At 61.9% G+C, this 15,218-nt stretch carries 12 protein-coding genes and 1 tRNA gene; 3 read left to right on the forward strand and 10 right to left on the reverse strand.

What is annotated here, in order from left to right; genetic code table 11:
• Nucleotides 1-182 precede the first annotated feature (182 nt).
• Nucleotides 183-1,511 (forward strand): capsular polysaccharide biosynthesis protein, encoded by a 1,329-nt coding sequence (locus ACQY1P_RS09230; protein ID WP_430256215.1) that lies wholly within the window; start codon nt 183-185, stop codon nt 1,509-1,511.
• A gap of 36 nt (nt 1,512-1,547) precedes the next feature.
• On the opposite strand, the gene ACQY1P_RS09235 is transcribed toward ACQY1P_RS09230, so the two are convergent.
• On the reverse strand, nt 1,548-1,907 hold the full coding sequence (locus tag ACQY1P_RS09235; RefSeq protein ID WP_062453565.1) for a hypothetical protein: 360 nt from the start codon (nt 1,905-1,907) through the stop codon (nt 1,548-1,550).
• Between the two features lie 284 nt (nt 1,908-2,191).
• On the opposite strand from ACQY1P_RS09235, the gene ACQY1P_RS09240 reads away from it, so the two are divergent.
• Nucleotides 2,192-2,268: transfer RNA gene (locus ACQY1P_RS09240), tRNA-Pro, on the forward strand.
• A gap of 60 nt (nt 2,269-2,328) precedes the next feature.
• On the opposite strand, the gene ACQY1P_RS09245 is transcribed toward ACQY1P_RS09240, so the two are convergent.
• From ACQY1P_RS09245 to ACQY1P_RS09275, 7 genes are all read right to left on the reverse strand, one after another.
• Nucleotides 2,329-3,495 (reverse strand): glycosyltransferase family protein, encoded by a 1,167-nt coding sequence (locus ACQY1P_RS09245; protein ID WP_430256217.1) that lies wholly within the window; start codon nt 3,493-3,495, stop codon nt 2,329-2,331.
• The gene (locus ACQY1P_RS09250; RefSeq protein WP_430256219.1) at nt 3,492-4,742 is read right to left on the reverse strand and encodes a glycosyltransferase; all 1,251 of its coding nucleotides are present in this window, start codon (nt 4,740-4,742) and stop codon (nt 3,492-3,494) included. Before ACQY1P_RS09250 ends, ACQY1P_RS09245 begins: the two co-directional genes overlap by 4 nt.
• Before the next feature lie 86 nt (nt 4,743-4,828).
• Complete coding sequence (locus ACQY1P_RS09255; RefSeq protein WP_062453562.1) at nt 4,829-6,034, reverse strand: glycosyltransferase family protein; 1,206 nt, start codon at nt 6,032-6,034, stop codon at nt 4,829-4,831.
• A gap of 57 nt (nt 6,035-6,091) precedes the next feature.
• The gene (locus ACQY1P_RS09260; protein WP_430256220.1) at nt 6,092-7,270 is read right to left on the reverse strand and encodes an ABC transporter permease; all 1,179 of its coding nucleotides are present in this window, start codon (nt 7,268-7,270) and stop codon (nt 6,092-6,094) included.
• On the reverse strand, nt 7,267-8,265 hold the full coding sequence (locus ACQY1P_RS09265; RefSeq protein WP_062453560.1) for an ABC transporter permease: 999 nt from the start codon (nt 8,263-8,265) through the stop codon (nt 7,267-7,269). The genes ACQY1P_RS09260 and ACQY1P_RS09265 overlap by 4 nt, the downstream gene beginning before the upstream one ends.
• Entirely contained in the window at nt 8,265-10,184 is a 1,920-nt protein-coding gene (locus ACQY1P_RS09270; RefSeq protein WP_246454000.1) for an ABC transporter substrate-binding protein, read from the reverse strand. Before ACQY1P_RS09270 ends, ACQY1P_RS09265 begins: the two co-directional genes overlap by 1 nt.
• Entirely contained in the window at nt 10,181-12,073 is a 1,893-nt protein-coding gene (locus tag ACQY1P_RS09275; RefSeq protein WP_430240872.1) for an ABC transporter ATP-binding protein, read from the reverse strand. Before ACQY1P_RS09275 ends, ACQY1P_RS09270 begins: the two co-directional genes overlap by 4 nt.
• 247 nt (nt 12,074-12,320) lie before the next feature.
• Here ACQY1P_RS09275 and ACQY1P_RS09280 point away from each other — a divergent pair, with 247 nt between their 5' ends.
• Nucleotides 12,321-13,304 carry a glycosyltransferase family 32 protein gene (locus tag ACQY1P_RS09280; RefSeq protein WP_430256222.1) on the forward strand — a complete coding sequence of 328 codons (984 nt, stop codon included), beginning with the start codon at nt 12,321-12,323 and terminating at the stop codon, nt 13,302-13,304.
• Nucleotides 13,305-13,331: 27 nt separating this feature from the next.
• On the opposite strand, the gene ACQY1P_RS09285 is transcribed toward ACQY1P_RS09280, so the two are convergent.
• Nucleotides 13,332-14,075, reverse strand: a complete 744-nt coding sequence (locus ACQY1P_RS09285) for a polysaccharide deacetylase family protein (RefSeq protein ID WP_430256224.1) — start codon at nt 14,073-14,075, stop codon at nt 13,332-13,334.
• Nucleotides 14,072-15,184, reverse strand: coding sequence for a glycosyltransferase family 4 protein (locus ACQY1P_RS09290; RefSeq protein ID WP_430256226.1), 1,113 nt, complete (start codon nt 15,182-15,184; stop codon nt 14,072-14,074). Before ACQY1P_RS09290 ends, ACQY1P_RS09285 begins: the two co-directional genes overlap by 4 nt.
• Between the last annotated feature and the right edge of the window lie 34 nt (nt 15,185-15,218).

Raw genomic sequence — 15,218 nt, forward strand, 5'->3', positions numbered from 1 at the left:
TCAGTGCTGTCGCTTGACACTCCAGTCGCCAGCGCTTTTATCACAGAACCTGCCCCGCTTTTGACCGCGCTGCGGAAGCGGTCTCAGGTCTCCCTAGCAATCACGTGACGGACGCCCGCCATTGCCGTAAAACCTCCGATGTCGCCGATACAAACAGGCTTGAACAAGGAAGACAGTCGAGGATGATTGCCGCTGGAGTGCCGGGTCTTGACGGACGACACGTGTTTGCGGTGCATATCCGCCGCTGGAAGCGGGGGATGCTGGAGGCCTATTTTCCGCATTCGAGCTTTCAGTACCTGCCGCTTTACCTGAGCGATCTCACGTTTGTTCGAGACTGGCAGGACTTAATCCTCGCAACACCCGGCGCGACCCTGCTGGTCTGGAGCCGGAATGTCTCGGATGCCATCCTGGAATTCGCGCATTCCAACCATATCCCGGTCGTGTTTCTGGAAGACGGGTTCATCCGCTCGCTGGTCGGCAATGCCAGCAAGAGCCTGCCGTTCTCGCTCACACTTGATAGCCGCACGCCCTATTTCGACAGCCGCCAGCCCTCCGATCTCGAAGATATCCTGAACAGCTATGATTTCGATGCCGACCCTGATCTGATGGAGCGGGCAAGGGCCGGCATCGATCTTCTGCTCCGGTCCGGCCTCAGCAAATACAATGCCGCTGCCCGACAAGGCGCAGGAGCAGATCTCCTGGCGGCAAGGGCTGTACCGGCCGATGCTGTGGTGCAGGCGCAACGTCGCATCCTTGTTATCGGCCAGGTGGAGGACGACGCGTCGATCCGCTTCGGCTGCGATCGTCCGTTTACCAACAACGACCTCGTGCGGTTGGCAGCCACGGAAAACCCGGATGCCGAAATCCTCTACAAGCCGCATCCCGATGTTCTGAACGGTGTCCGTCGGCAGTGGTCCGATCCGTTAGACGTCGCCCATCTCGCAACAATTGTCTCCGCGCCGGTGTCGCTTCCGGAGCTTCTCGCGCGCGCCGATCATGTCTACGCCATAACGTCGCTCGCAGGTTTCGAAGCGCTGCTGCGGGGCCTTCCCGTGACGCTGGCTGGATGTCCGTTCTATGCCGGGTGGGGCCTGACCGACGATCGGCAGCCGAACCCGCGGCGGGGCCGCAAGCTTACTATCGAACAGCTGTTCGCCGCGGCCTATCTTTTCTATCCGCGCTATTTCAATCCAGTCGATGGAACCCAGATCGATTTCGAAACCTGTCTGGCGCTGGCGCTCCAGTGGCGGGAAAAGGGCATGCCGGAAACTCAAATCAAGGAAGTGCCGATACCGGCGCGGCCGGGCTTCGCGATGAGGGGGGCCTATGGCCTGTTCGGCTGGCGGCATCTGCTGACCGTGCCGATTGCTTGGCTAATTGCTAAGGCGGGGTCAGAGCAGGATGCGCGCGATTTCCGCCGGAACCCGATCCTGTTCTTCCGCGAGCTATCCAATCCGTGGCTGAGACGCCTCGGACGGATCCTCTATCCCCTCGATGGGGAGAGCCGTTGAACGGGCATCGCCGAGTGACGGCGATGCCCGTTCCATTTACTTCTTCGGCAGCAGCAGTTCTTCGCAATAGCTTGGGCCAGTGGAGCCGGGACGATCTGCGGTGATGGTGATGTCACGGATCGTGTAGCTTTCGGAAACGGTGACCTTGGCCGAGCAGCTGACGCTCACCGATTTGCCGTTTGCAAGCTTGATGCGGGTATAGCCGCCGCGCCAGTTGTAGATCGTCGAGCTGCCGCTATCGACATCGCTCAAGGGTGGGCTGAACTTGGCGAAGAACTCGCCAGCCGAACGGCCGGTCCAGTAGGTGTTGATCGGGCTGCTGGCAACGCTGACAGTGGTGCATGCAGAAAGCGCTACCGCGAGAACGGCGGTCAAGGGGAACAGGCGGCGGCTCATAATCTTCAACAAATCCTCTTGCATGTGGTGATCGCCCCAGACAATGCCTGCCAGGCAGGGCTTTTGAGATGGGCAAAGCTTTGATCTCGCACTAACAGATTTCCGCTGCCTGTCGCGACATCATCTTTCCAAACAGCTCTCAATTTTCATCCGAGCCGCTTTTTTGCAACGCCTTGTTCTCGAGGTATTTGAAGCGATGATGAGGCCTGCACGAGACCTCATATTTTTTCAAAGCATACGCTTGTGCAACGGAAAATGCCGGTTTATAGAGGCGCCACTGGTCACGGAGTGTAGCGCAGCCTGGTAGCGCACGTCGTTCGGGACGACGGGGTCGGAGGTTCAAATCCTCTCACTCCGACCAGTTTGACCTTTGTCCCCGCAAGGCTCCATCCCGAAAAGTCTCACCTTACAAGATCGCGCTTCAGCCGCGCCCGTCCAGCATTCCCGCCACGATCGCGGCCGACTTCTCCGCACCATCCAACGAAAACGGCAGCTCCCGAACGCCCGTGACCTTGCTCGCCCTTTGGATGGCCTCCACAAGCGCGTGGCCGGTCAGCGATGCCTCATCCACCACTTGCGCAAGGCCCAGCGCTTTAAGCTTTTCGGCGCGGGCGGTCTGTTCTGTCTCGCCGCCGGTCGCGAACGGGATGAGGACTGGCCGGCAGGTGGTGCGGAAGAGGTCGCAGACGGTGTTGTAGCCCGCCTGCGAGACGGAGATCTCCGCGTTTGCGAGAAGCGACGGGAAGTCCGGGCGGAAGCGGATGACCGTCACGCGGGAGCCGGCCTCTTTCGAGATACGGACGAAATCGTCTGCGGGAAGATTGGGCCCGGTGATGACGCACCAGCTGCGGCCATCGTTGAGAATGCGCTCCGCTTCCAGGGCCGCGCCGATCAGTCCGGCACCGACGGCACCGCCGCCGGCGGAGACCAGCACGTCGAACCGGTCGGGCGAGGGGGTGGGCGTATTGGGTGCGACGAGACCGGTGTAATGGATCTTGGTCGCGAACTCCGAAGCCCTGCGAAAAGTCTCCTCAAGCTTCACGAAGCCCGCATCGCCATGCACCAGCACGCCGTCGAAATGATCGCGCATCAGGGCAATCGTCTCGTCGTCGCGGCCGGACTTGCGGTTCTCCTGCAGAATGTCGCGCACGGAGGCAAGAAGCAGCGGCTTTGGCTCGGCAGACCTGATCGCGTCCAGCAGCGGCAGAAGTTCGAACCGCATCTGCCGGCGACCGAAGGGAAAGGCTTCGGTGATAACCACGTCAGGCTTCAGGTCGTGAAAAAGATCGAGCAGCAGGCCGGTGCGGCGGGCCTGGAAAGCCTCGTCGACAGGCTCGCCGGTCACCGCATCCGCAAGTGCCGAAAATCCACTGTTGGAGGCGACCACGGGCGGCAGTTGCACATGCGCCATGCCTTCAGGCGGAAAGCCCTTCACCGGCGTGCCGCCCGTCACCAGCGTCACATCGAACCCGGCGCTCTGCAGGGCCGATGCCACGCGGCTGGCCCGAACGATGTGACCGATGCCCAGTAGATGCTGCACGTAGAAGAGGACGCGCCTACCTTTGCCGATTGAGGGATCGTTGTTCATCGATGGGCCTCCCGGCTCGCAAAACTTTGCGTGAATAGCCGCTTGAGGTCGGCAATGCTGGCATGGTGGTCGAAGTCGTGGCGCACCTTTGCCTCGGCAGCCTGACCCAGGCGTTGGCGAAGTGCAGGCTCGCGGATCGCTTTTTCAAGCGCTGCCGCCAGTGCCAAGGGATCTTCCGGCGCAACCAGCAGTCCGTTTTCGCCATCGACGAAAAGTTCGGTAATGCCTGAAATATTGGTCGCCACCACGGCAAGGTTCTGGCTTGCGGCCTCCACCATCACGTTGGGCAGGCCGTCGCGATCGCCGTCGGCGGTGATCCGGCAGGCGAGCGAGAAAAGGTCGCTGTCGCGGTAATGGTCGAGCACCTCGCGCTGGTCCAGCGCACCCTTCCAGGTGATGCGGGATGCGATCGAAAGGTCTTCGGCAAGTGCCTTCAGGGGAGAAAGCTCATCGCCGCCGCCGATATGGGTAAAGCGCCAGGCAAGCTCTTTGGGAAGCAGCGCCAGTGCCCTCAGAAGCGTATCATAGCCCTTCTTCTTCACCGCCCGGCCGACGCTGACGATCCGGACGGGATCATCCGGATCGCGCCCGTCGCGGGCAGGGCGGGTACCTGCAAAATGCGGGAACCGTTCGAGATCCAGCCCGTGATAGCTCAGATGCACGTTGTCGCGGGCCGAAAGGCTCTGCAGCCGCTCATGGCCGGCCTTGGTGCAGGTGACCGTCCAATCGGCCTCATCGAGCTTGTCGGAGAGATCCCACGCCTCGGAGGTCCAGATATCTTTGGCATGCGCCGAAACGGTAAAGGGAATGCCGCTCATGCGGCTTGCGTAGCGGGCAACGGCTGCCGGCGTGTGGATGAAATGCACATGCAGCCAACCGGCATCGTTTGGCCATTCGGCCACCAGAACCGCAGCCTGCCCGAACCGCCGGAAACGGTTACGGGAGATATCGCGCGGCAGGTCGCGGAAAAACGCCTTGAGCGCCGAGCCGAAACCCGGCAGCGTCACGACCTTCATGAGCGCTCTTGCCACCCGCACCGGTTCCTCATGCAGGTATTCCGGCAGGTAGCTGACCGGCGCCTTTATCTCGTCATGCACCGGATGCCGCTTCTTGTCGGTCGGGCGGCGCATGGCCACCAGCTTCAGGGTAAAGCCTGCCCGTTCCAGCCCCAGCAGTTCCTGGGCGATAAACGTTTCCGAGAGCCGCGGATAACCTTTCAGCAGCACGACGATGGTCTTGTTGGTCATGTCAAAGCAGTTCCAGCAGAAATGCGCAGCGGGTTTGCACCCGGGCCGTTTGGCGGCGGCACTGCGTCCGGTCAGGAGAGGGCGTGTTACCCTTGCGCAATCGCAAGGTGGCGTCCCTTGTTCTTCATCCACCCTTCGACGATCTCGCCGATATGGGGCAGGCCTTCCATCTGCAAGCCGGGTGCCGTCACCGAGGGCGGGTCGCGCTGCCACAGCGCCTTGATCGCGGCTGCAAATTTCGTGGCATCGGCACTGTCGTCGGCAGACAGCATGTCGACGAGACCGAGCTCCGCGCCGCGTGTCGCACGGATCAGCTGTTCCTCGCGCGGCTGCGTGCGCGGCACGATCAGCGCCGGCTTGTCGAATGACAGGATCTCGCAATAGGTGTTGTAGCCGCCCATGGCGATTACCGCCTTGGCGCCAGCGATCCGGTCTTCCATGCGGTTGTCGAACTCGATCACCTCAAGGCGCGGATCGTCCTTGCAGGCTTCGGTAAAGACGGCGCGCTGCTCGGCCGGCATGTAGGGCCCAAGCACGATCACCGTCTTGTAGGTCAGCGCCGGATCGGCCTGATAGGCTGCAATCACGTCGCGCACCAGGTCTGCGCCATCGCCGCCACCACCGGTCGTCACCAGCAGGTAATCTTCGTCCGCATCGGTTTCCGGCACGGCACCGGACGTTACCTTACGCTGCAGGAAGCCGACGAAATGCATTTTCTTGCGCACGGATGCCGGCGCATCCAGCCCTTCGAGCGGATCGTGGAATTCCGGCGGGCCGTAGACCCACACGTCGTCATAGAGCTGGCCGATCTTGCGCAGCGTATCGTGACGCTCCCATTCGGCCTTGAGCAGATGCGGCGCGTCCATCACGTCGCGAAGGCCGAGCACCAGACGTGTGCCCTTGGTCTTCAGATAGACCAGCGTGTCCTCCACTTCGCCGCGAAGGCCAAGCGGCTCCTTGTCGACGATGAAGATGTCGGGCTCGAAGCTTTCGGCGGTATGGCGAATGCTGGAATGGCGCATCTTCAGCGTCTCGGCCAGATCGATATGCTGGTCCATCGACGTGTAATCGCCATTGTGCAGCTTGATCACGCTGGGGATCTTCACGAAATCCACCCGGGCGCGATAATCGAAGGCACCGGCAATCGTCGCGCCGGAAATGATCAGCACCTGCACGCCGCGGTAATTCTCCACCAGCGAATGAGCGATGGTGCGGCACCGCCGCAGGTGACCGAGCCCGAACGTGTCATGGCTGTACATGAGAATGCGGGCATTATTCAAATGTCGCGGCATGCCCGAAACTCCTACCGGCAACGAAGTGGCTGACAAAGCGGCTTGAAGCAGCAGTCACTATTTATATGGATCTGCCGCATCTCTAAGACCATCACCGAGGAAATTGAAGGCAAGTATGACGAATATCACTGGCACGACCGGCAGCAGCAGCCAAGGATAAAGTGCGATAGCGCTGACGCTTCGCGCTTCTGTGAGAAGAACGCCCCAGCTCGTGATCGGCGGGCGAAGACCGAGGCCGAGGAAGCTCAGCGTCGTCTCGCCAAGGATCATGCCCGGAATTGTCAGCGTCGCGCTGGCGATCAGATGCGACATGAAACCGGGGATCAGGTGCCGACCGATGATGCGCGTGCTGCCGGCACCCATCAGCTGTGCGGCAAGCACGTAATCCTCTTCGCGCAGCGACAGCAGTTTGGAGCGCACCGCGCGCGCAAGCCCTGTCCAGTCGAGCAGACCGAGGATGAAGGTGATGCCGAGATAGATGACGAGCGGGCTCCAGTCGGCCGGCATCACGGCTGCAAGCGCCAGCCACAGCGGAATGCTGGGGATCGATTGCAGTACCTCGATGATGCGCTGGGTCACCGTATCAAACCAGCCGCCCCAATAGCCGGCGATGCCGCCGATGACGATGCCGAGGATGAAGCTGGTGGCCACGCCGAGCAGGCCGATCGTCAGCGAGATCCGCGCGCCGTAGAGAATGCGCGACAGCATGTCGCGGCCGAGACGGTCGGTGCCGAGCAGGTGGAACTGGCCGCCTTCTGCGGGGCAGACCAGATGCGTGCTCATCTCCACCACGCCCCAGAACCGGTAGGGATCGCCCTGGCAGAGGAAGCGCAGCTTCTGCACATCGGCCGTGTCGTCGGAATAGTTCCGGCGCAGCGTTGTCATGTCCAGGTCCATCTTCTGGCCGTAGACGAACGGACCGACGAAGTTACCCTCGTGGAACAGATGCACCGATTGCGGCGGCGCGTAGATGAAATCGATATTGCGGGTATGCACCTTGTAGGGCGCCAGGAACTCGACGACCACGATCATCAGATAGGCGATGAGCAGAAGGATGCCGGAGATCAGCGCCAGCCGGTGCCGTTTGAAGCGCCACCACATCAGCTGCAGCTGCGACGCCTCGTGAACCTTCAGCGCACTGCCGTCGGCATCGCGCTCGATCTCGTAAGGGTCGAAGGCCCCCTCGCGGACGTAATGCGGCAGCTTGCCCGCATCGCTGCTGTCGATCACCGTCATTTGGTTCTCCCGCCGCGAAGCCTGATGCGCGGGTCGAACATCGCAAGCGCAATGTCTGAAATCAGCACGCCGATAACAGTGAGGAAGCTGAGGAACATCAGGAACGAGCCGGCAAGATACATGTCCTGGCTCTGCAGGGCGCGGATCAGCATCGGACCTGTGGTTTCGAGCGAAAGCACGACCGCGGTGATTTCAGCCCCTGAAATGATCGAGGGCAGGATCGAGCCGATATCGGAGATGAAGAAGTTGAGCGACATCCGCAGCGGATACTTGGTCAGAACCTTGAACGGATGCAGGCCCTTGGCACGCGCGGTCATCACATACTGCTTGTGCAGCTCATCCAGAAGATTGGCCCGAAGCCGCCGCACCATGCCGGCTGTCCCGGCGGTGCCGATGATCAGCACCGGGATCCAGATATGCTCGAGGATCGACTTGAACTTCGCCCAGCTCATCGATTCCGACATGTACTGCGCGTCCATCAGATGGCCGATCGACGTGCCGAAATAGATGTTGGCGAGATACATGAGAACGAGGGCCAGCACGAAATTCGGAACCGCAAGACCGATCAGGCCAAGAAGCGTCAGCCCGTAATCACCCCAGCTATACTGGTGGGTGGCCGAATAGACGCCGATCGGGAAGGCGAGAACCCAGGTGATGATGATGGTCAGGGTGGAAACGAGGATCGTCAGCCACACCCGGTCACCGACCACGTCCGTGACAGGCATGCGGTATTCGAACGAATAGCCGAAATCGCCGGTCATCATGCCGGCCACCCAGTTGAGGTAGCGGATCGGCTCGGGCTGATCGAAACCGTAACGGGCACGCAGGTCTTCGATCTCCTGAAGATCGGCCTTTTCGCCCATCGCCTTCAGCTGTTCGACATAGCTTTCGAAATAGTCGCCCGGCGGCAGCTCGATGATCGTGAAGATCAGCATCGAGATCAGGACCAGCGTCGGGATCATCACGAGGATGCGCCAGATAATGTAGCGGAACATCAGGCAGTTTCCTCGTCATACCAGAATGCATCCGGCAGATAGACGCCGAGATAGGATGTGGGGTCGAAACCATAGAGCGCCTTCGACGGCACGTTTTGCAGCTTGGACGATTGCACGACGGGCTGCAGCGTGGCGTTGACGATGCCGATCGTAAAGACCTGGTCGGTAAACAGCGCCAGCATCTTGTGCCAGACATCCGTCCGCTGGTCGAAACCCTCGGCCTTGCGCCATTCACTGTAAAGGTCCAGTAGCGCCTTTGCCTCGGGAAGATCAGGCGCCTTGCCATCGCTGCCGCCGGAAAGCGCATGCAGGCCCCAGATCGACCATTGCAGCTGGTCGTCGCTGGTCGGTGCCAGTTCCTTCGGCGCCATGTCGGCTGTCGGAACGCCATTGTCGAGGCCGCCGCCGACCGACATGATCGCATCGCCACCCTTCACCCGCCGGCGCAGAAGCTCACGCTGGGCCACATGCGGGTAGATCTTGATGCCGACCTGCAGCAGCTGGTCGCCGATCAGTTCCAAGGCATCGGTCTCGAACGTGCTTTCGCCGGTGATCTCGATGATGATCTTCGCCAGCCTGCCATCGGGCAGGCGGCGCATGCCCTCACTATCATCCATGGCAAGACCGATCTCGTCGAGCAGCCGGTTCGCCTGATCAGGATCGAAAGCGGCCCAGGCCTTCTGGTATTCCGGCTTGAACAGCGGGCTGTCGGGCAGGATCGAATTGGAGCTCTCGGTCGCAAGACCATAGAACACCGCCTTGTTGATTTCGCCGCGATTGATCGCAAGAGACATCGCACGCCGGAAGCGCACGTCGCGGAAGAGGTTGCGCCAGCCTTCATCCTTGCAGTTTAGGTTGGGAAACAGCGCCATGCGCGATCCTTGCGTCCGCTTCCACAGATCCACCTTCAACGGGTAGCGCTGCTCGGCATTCTTCAGGAACGTGTAATCGGCAAAATCGAGGTTGGTCACCTGCAGGTCGCTCTCGCCGGTGCCGGTCTTGGCGGCGATCAGGTCCGCGGAGGACACGTCCAGCATCACCTTGTCGATATAGGGAAGCTGCAAGCCGTTTTCGTCGACGCGGTAGTAATAGGGGTTGCGCTCGAACACGAAGCGCTCGGCCGGCGGCGCCGTGCGGTTGCGCCAGGCATCCAGCGTCGGCAGGTTCGGGTTTTCCGGCCGCACCACGCGCGACATCTTCTGGTGCAGCGCCGCCCAGTCGTCCACGCGTTCGCGGGCGATATGCTGTGCCAGCAGCTCCTTCGTCTGGTAGCGCATATGGAACTGCTTCATGTAGGCAGCAGGGAACATCAGCCGGATCGGCGAAGGCGAGGCCTGGTCGGCGAGGAAATCGGGGTTCGGATCGTCCCAGCTGTAGCGCACGGTGCGCGCATCGATCACCTCGAACCGCGGCGGCTTGCCGTTGATCATCAGCCCGGCCGGCGGTCCGCCCTTGGCGAGCTTCTTCTCGTGAAAGACATCATCCCAGACATAGCGGAAATCATCGGCCGTGAACGGGCTCCCGTCCGACCATTTATGGCCTTCGCGTAAGCGGAAGGTGAAGACGCGGTCGTTCTCGACCTCGTAGGCTTCCAGAATATCGGCTTCCAGCTTCAGGTCGGAATTATATCCCACCAGCCGGGCGTAACAGTTGATCGGCATGAAGCGGATGTCGCGCTGGCCGCCGATCAGCATCCGCATCGAACCGCCGTAACGTCCGGGCTTGAGCCCGCGCTCTGCAAGGTTGAGGACGCGCGGCGTCTTCGGCAGACGCTCCTCGATGGGAGGCAGCGGCGTCTCGGTCGGGATCTGCGCCAGATAGTCGGACTGGCTAAAGGCCGCAAACACCCGCGCCGGGATTGCGGTTGCACCCGCGACCGAGCCCAACAGGGCCAGCATATGCCGTCTGGAAATCGTCATCCTGCCACAAGCTCCCGCGCATCGACATTGGTGCGGGCAAGAACCAGATGCCCGCCGCCGAGATCCACATGGGTCAGCTCCGCGCTGTCCTTCTCGTCCAGGAACTGCTTGCCCCAGATCTTCATGGCCGATGCCGTCGGCGTGCCGATCGTCTCGAAATCCAGTTTGTGGTCGAGGCTCGGCAGAGGCACGGCGGCCAGCAGTTTCTTCGTATAGGGATGAACAGGTGCCCGCATGATCGTTTCGCAGGGGCCGATCTCCACGATCCGCCCCGCATACATCACCGCCACCCGGTCTGCCATGTAGTTCACGACCGCCAGATTGTGCGAGATGAACAGATAGGTCAGCCCGAGTTCGGACTTCAGGTCCTTCATCAGGTTCAGCACCTGCGCCTGGATCGACACGTCGAGCGCCGAAACCGGTTCGTCGCAGATCACCAGGTCGGGTCCGAGAGCCAGCGCCCGCGCGATGCCGATACGCTGGCGCTGGCCACCGGAGAACGAATGCGGATAGCGCATCAGCGCGCTTTCGGGCATGCCCACCGCATGGATCAGCCGGCGCACCGCTTCCTGCCGCTTGGCCAGCGGGCCGCGGTCATGGATGTCGAGCGGTTCGCGAATGATGCTGCGAACCGGCATGCGCGGCGAAAGTGATGAGACCGGATCCTGGAACACCATCTGCAGACGGGTGCGCAGATCGTCCAGCACTTCGCCTTCGCAGTTGAGCACGTCGACCGGACCGTTTTCGCCGTTATAGACGACACTGCCATGATCGACCGACAGTCCGCGCATCAGGATTTTGCTGAGCGTGGTCTTGCCGCAGCCGCTTTCGCCCACGAGACCAAGCGTCTCGCCACGGCGGATCTCGAAGCTGACATCGTTGACCGCGACCGTGCGCTCGGGCTTTGCCCCGAAACCGAAGCCTGCACCCTTCTTGGTGACGAAGCTCTTGGTGACGTGGTTGACCGACAGCAGTATCTCGGGGAGGACCTTCTCGCTTTTGCGCCGTCCCATCAGGCCGACCGTATCCACCTTGATTTCCCGCAGCGGCTTCAGGCGTTCCTCGCGTGGCCTGTCGAAATCCGGCACCGCTGCCATCAGCCCCTTCGTGTAGGGATGCTGCGGATTGCGGAAAATGTCCGAGGCGGAGCCAGCCTCCATGACCTCGCCGCGATAGACCACCACCACTTCATCGGCCATCGATGCAACGACACCGAGATCGTGGGTGATCAGGAGCATCGCCATGCCGAGCTTGGCCTGCAACTCCTGCAGCAGCTTGAGGATCTGCGCCTGGATCGTCACGTCGAGCGCCGTCGTCGGCTCGTCGGCGATCAGAAGCGCCGGGCGACAGACCAGAGCCATCGCGATCATCGCACGCTGGCGCATGCCGCCGGAAAGCTCGAACGGATACATGTCGAACACGCGGGCAGGATTGTCGAAACCGACCAGAGACAGCGTCTCCTCACTCGCCTCTCGCCGCTCCGCAGGCGACATCGCCGTATGGATTTTCAGGCTTTCCTCGATCTGGTTGCCGACCGTGTGGATCGGCGAGAACGAGGTCATTGGTTCCTGAAAGATCATGCCGATGCGGCTGCCGCGGATCGCGCGGATCTGCCGCCCGTCGCGGGGCAGCGCAATCAAATCGACGGACTGGCCGGTCGCTGGATCGTCGAACACCGCGCGCCCGGAAATCTTGGCGACGTCGGTCTCGATCCCCATGATCGCGCGGCCGAGAGCCGACTTGCCGGAACCGCTTTCGCCCACCAGTGCCGTGACCTGGCCCGGGCGTATCCGCATGCTGAGATTCCGGACCGCCTGGATCGCGCCGCCCCAGACCGGGAACGACACGTTCAATCCTTCGATGCGGAGAACTTCCTTCGGTGGGTTCATCAATGAAGTCCGGCTCCCGGAGAATGGAGCAGAGAGGTAAGATTGATCGATTGCAAAACACGGTAGCGCACGCTCGTGCACCTGTCCATTGCAGCAACCCCGCTGCCGATCGTCCCTATCATGCGCCCCCCTGCATGTCGGTTGACATCTGCGCCAATAAGCCTGACCTCTTGGCGGAGATCGAGAAATTCGAGTGTTAAACGCATATCCCCTAGGAGCGTTGCGTGACAGCGAGGTGAAATTACACGTGCCAGCCGAAAAGTCTGACCAGAAAACCTATAAGCGCAAAATCACCGATGCCCGCGCCCTGATCGAGGCCGGAAGACTGGAGGAGGCGCAGGCCGCTCTAACAGCACTTTCCGCCGACGAAACGGTGATGACGACGGATGTTCTGGGCGAGCGCACGGCTCTCGGAATGCCGCGCAAGCTTCACTCCGCATGGCTGAAGCTTGCCAAGGCGGAGGGCGACGCAATCGGCCGCGTCGGTCTGCAGCACGGCCTCGTGCCCGATCCCGCCGTCATGGCGCCGTTCATCACCTTCGATGCAGACGAGAAACGGTTGATGGCGGAGCTTGGGCGAAAGCCGGTGCCGCGCATCATTCACCAGATCTGGATCGGCTCCCTGCCGCTGCCGCCAGCCGTCGCGCGCTGGGAAAGCCATGCCAAGGCGACCGGCTTCGAATACCGGCTGTGGCGCGAGGCGGATCTCGAACAGCTCGGCATCGCAAGCCATCCGGCCTATCTCGCGATGCTTGAAGACGGAGACTATCCAGGCGCCGTCGATGTCGCCCGCTACGCCATTCTCCTTGAGCATGGCGGCATCTATCTCGACTGCGACTGGTATCCGACCCGCGAGGATATCGGGTTCGGCGATCTCCTGCCGCTGATCGGTCTCGGTGCCATCGCCGAGGATGTGGCGCGCGATGTCGGGGCGGGAAGTCTTCTGCTTGCCAATTCCTTCATTGCCGCGCCGCCCGGCCATCCAGCCTTTGCAAAGATGCTCGCCGTGTTTCCGGACGTGATGGCGGCCCTGCCGCAGGCACCCGCCTGGTGGTCGACGGGTCCGCTGATCATGACCATGCTGTTTCGCCAGACCAACGTGTTTCTCGCCCCCTTCGGCCTCGTCGCTGCATCGTTGAAGCGCGGCGCACCGATCGAAGATGTCGAGAAAGCCTGCGCGGATGCGGTCACATCAGGAGAAGGCCTGCTGGTCGCCTGGAAGAGCTGGTAGGCTCGAAGCGATAGTCAACGCGTCGGGTCAGAGCCCCAGCAGGTCGTGGGCCGAGCGCCAGCGGCAGGCGGGGTGGTCCGCCGTCACGCCGAACAACAGGTCGAGGAAATGCCAGGCATTGTCGTCATGCACGAGATGATGGCCGAGCACGCCGATGACAGGCGCCCGGTCCGGTGTCTCGATCAGCGCGATCGTCTCTGTAATGAGATCGGAAGCCGGCCGTCCGCCGCGGGTTCCGTGCCAGTCCATGATGTCAACATGGCTGTTCAGCATCGCAACCGGCGCCGTCTTTTCCGGCCCGAAGGTGGAAAGTGCCTTGAAACCGAGCCCCGGCAGCGCATCGATCAGTTCGGGCGCGATCCGGTTCCACGGCGGCACCAGCATCGGCACGAAGCGGGGAGCGTGCCACGCCGCCAGCTTGTCGAACCCGCGTTTCAGCTCGGACACGATATCGGGCAGGGGGCGATGGCTTCCGAGTTCCTGCTTCTTTTCGCCCGCACCCGCACCCGCACCCGCATAGTTGCGATGCGACCAGCCATGCACCGCGACGTCGAGATGCGGCTGGGTGTCGAGATAGAATGCGAGATCGGCGCCCGTCTTCTCGGGGATGACAGCAAGAGTCGCCGGGACCGAAAACGCATCGGTCATGGTCGCAAGCTTTGCCAGCTGTTCCGTCGGCTCCACAGCGTCGTCGTCGCGCAGCCAGAAATCGATCCGCCGTCCGTTGTCCGCAAGCTTGTCGAGCGCCAGCCTCAGGTCGTTTTCGATCATGCTTTTTCCTTTGCGCCTATGGCGGTGATGATCTCGTCAAGCCTGTCGGCCGCAGCCATGATCGATCGTTGCGACACGACGAAATCGCGCGCAGCGTGGCCAAGCCGCAACCGTTCCGTCTCGTCATCCAGCAGCCGCTCGATTGCCGCTGCATAGGCCGCCGCATCTCCCGGTGGCGTCAGGATGCCGCCGATCCCGTCGGTCACCACCTCGGGCACACCGGCGCCGTTTTCCGCCACGACAGGCACGCCGGATGCCTGCGCCTCCAGATAGGATAGCCCATAGGCTTCCGAAACCCCCGGCCATGTCAGCATCGATGCGGTCGAAAGCAGCGCTGCAACCTCCTCGGCGCTCTGCAAGCCCATCCACTCCACCCGCCCGCCAAGCGCGTCGCCGAAGAGCGCCTCCACCTCCTCCCGCATCGGCCCGTCGCCGATCGCCATGAGGTGCCAGTCGTTACGATGGGCAATCTGCTTCAACGCCTCGGCAAGCGCTGCATAACAGGCAAACTTGTTGCCCGGCCGCATCATGCCGACAGCCACCAGCCGCCCCGGTTCGGGCGATGGCGCGCGGGCCAGATAGGGCGTCGGATCGATAAACGGAAACAGCCGCGAAAGCCTCACATCCGGCACCACCTCCGCAAGCCCGCGTCCGTCGCGTTCAGTGAAACAGATATTGGTCGCCGCCAGTGCGACCGCATCCACTACAATTTCCTGCGCTTCCGCCCACTGCCCCAAATTGCGCCGATGCGAATAGGAGGCTTCCGCCGTCACATAGGGAATGCCAAAACGGCGGCAGAGGGTAGGGCCGATCAGGTCCGGTGCCTTGTAATAGAGATGGTAGGTAAACCACAGGTCCGGCAGTCTCTCGCCTGCGGCCAGTCGTCTTTCCCACTCAGTCGAAATCCGCTCGACCTCGCGCGCCGCCTGCGCATCGCGTTCTCCGGTCGGCGAGGTCTGCTCCGGCAGAAACGCGCGGAACTCCGAAACCAGATCGACCCGGTGCCCCCTGACACCAAGGATCTCGATCAGCTGGCGTGCCATCAGCCGGTCGCCTGAGGGGACGGTATGGTTCGGCGATTTCAGCGGCGCATAGAAAGCGATGTCCATGCTGTGAGATAGCATCCGTCACGCCAGCGTGAAA

The organism is Neorhizobium sp. DAR64872/K0K18 (assembly GCF_050500175.1).
Lineage (GTDB): Bacteria > Pseudomonadota > Alphaproteobacteria > Rhizobiales > Rhizobiaceae > Neorhizobium > Neorhizobium soli.